This is a genomic window from Terrabacter sp. P5_B1 (genome assembly GCF_056400505.1).
Map to the genome: position 1 here is coordinate 1 of NZ_JBFULD010000538.1, position 1,577 is coordinate 1,577.

Annotated in this window: 3 protein-coding genes; all 3 read right to left on the reverse strand. The window is 70.2% G+C overall.

Annotation, left to right across the window (positions count from 1 at the left end):
- Positions 1-904, reverse strand: a 904-nt coding sequence (locus AC1DP0_RS21745; protein ID WP_478088634.1) for an efflux RND transporter permease subunit, incomplete at its 3' end; no start/stop codon positions are given.
- Complete coding sequence (locus AC1DP0_RS21750; RefSeq protein ID WP_478088635.1) at positions 901-1,347, reverse strand: hypothetical protein; 447 nt, start codon at positions 1,345-1,347, stop codon at positions 901-903. The genes AC1DP0_RS21750 and AC1DP0_RS21745, both read right to left, overlap by 4 nt.
- A gap of 17 nt (positions 1,348-1,364) precedes the next feature.
- Positions 1,365-1,577: hypothetical protein (locus AC1DP0_RS21755; RefSeq protein WP_478088637.1), on the reverse strand; the 213-nt coding region annotated here is incomplete at its 5' end.

Here is a 1,577-nt window from a genome sequence, read left to right on the forward strand (position 1 = left end):
GCTCCGAGTTGACGACCGCGTCCCCGATCTGGGGCTGGTGGGTCTCCGCGACGACCGCCACGTCGCCCAACGTGGGCGGACGGGCACCCTTGGGGGGCGTGTCGGTCCCCTTGACCGGCACCTTGGCCAGGTCGGCGGGGGTGACGATGGGCAGGACGTTCCTGACGGGCAGCCGCTGGTTCGCCGACTCGATCGTCCCGCCGGTGCCGATGACGCTGCCGGACGAGAACCTCAGCAGTCCCGAGTCGACGGCGTCCGCGGTCGTCTCCATCACCTGGTCGAGGGTGACCCCCTTGCCGGCCAGCCGGGCCGGCTCGACCTGCACCGTCATCAGCTGCAGGCGTTCGTTCCAGATCGCGACGTTTGCGACGCCCGGCACCTGCAGCAGCCGGGTGCGGATGTTCCAGTACGCCGACATCGACATCTCGATGAGCGAGTTCTTCTTGGAGGTCATGCCGATCTGCATGGCGCGGCCCGTCGCGGACACCGGGGCCAGGATGACCGGCGGCGCGGCCCACGTGGGCAGGGTCGGCGACACGATGGCGAGACGTTCCTGCACGAGCTGCCGCGCCCGGAGCAGGTCGGTGTCGGACGAGAAGAGCAGCTCGATCGACGACAGCTGCGGGACGGACCGCGAGCGCATGTCGGACAGGCCCTGCAGCCCGTTCAGCCCCTGCTCGAGAGGCACCGTCACGAGCTCCTCGACGTCGGAGGTCGACAGACCCACGCACGCGGTCTGGATGACCACACGCGGCGGCGCGAACTCGGGGAAGACGTCGACCCGCATCTGGGAGAGCGAGGTGAAGCCGAGGACCATCAGCACGACCGACGCCGCGACGACGATGAAGCGCAGGTTCAGGCTGGACTGCACGATCCACCGGATGACGCCGCGACGCTCGGTCATTGTTCGCCGCTGATCTCGAGCTCGGCGCCGAGCACCTCAGGGGCGCCGACGACGACGACCTGCGATCCGACGGCCGGCCCTGCGGTCAACGTGGCGACCTGTCCGGAGATGGACAGCACGCGGATCGGCACCCGCCGGAAGACGTTCTTCGACTCGGCGAGATAGGTCCAGGTCGTGCCGTCGAGGTAGTAGAGAACCGCCGCGTAAGGCAGGGTCAGCTGGCCCGGAGCGGCCGCCCGGGTGACCGGCGCCGTCGCGACGCCTGCGGCAGCGGCCGCGTCGTCGGTGAGCTTGACCGTCGGCACGTCCGACCCCGGGACCGCCTCGACGACCGCCGGAGGGTCCGATTCCGGTGCGGCTGCGGAGACCTCGCAGGCGGCGACCGCCGGCAGGAAGAGCAGGCAGAGGCAGATGCGCCCAACGTGCTTGGTATGGCTCATCATTCGGGCGATCAATCGAGTCATCGTTCGGCTCCCTTCGGGACGCCACACAGGGCTGGGACCAGACACAGCACGACGAAGGAGCTCGTCACCAGTCCCGCGAGGAGCGTGACGGCGAAGGGCTGCAGGATCTCCGCGCCGGCGCGGTCGCCGAGGAAGGCGGCCGGCGCCACGGCAAGGGCCACGAGGACGGCCGCCCGGAGCACGGGGACGATGCGTTCCGTGGCCATGGC

Excerpts from the sequence above, each read along its gene's own strand:
- AC1DP0_RS21750 (WP_478088635.1), bottom strand. The coding sequence starts at position 1,347 with ATGATGAGCCATACCAAGCACGTTGGGCGCATCTGCCTCTGCCTGCTC.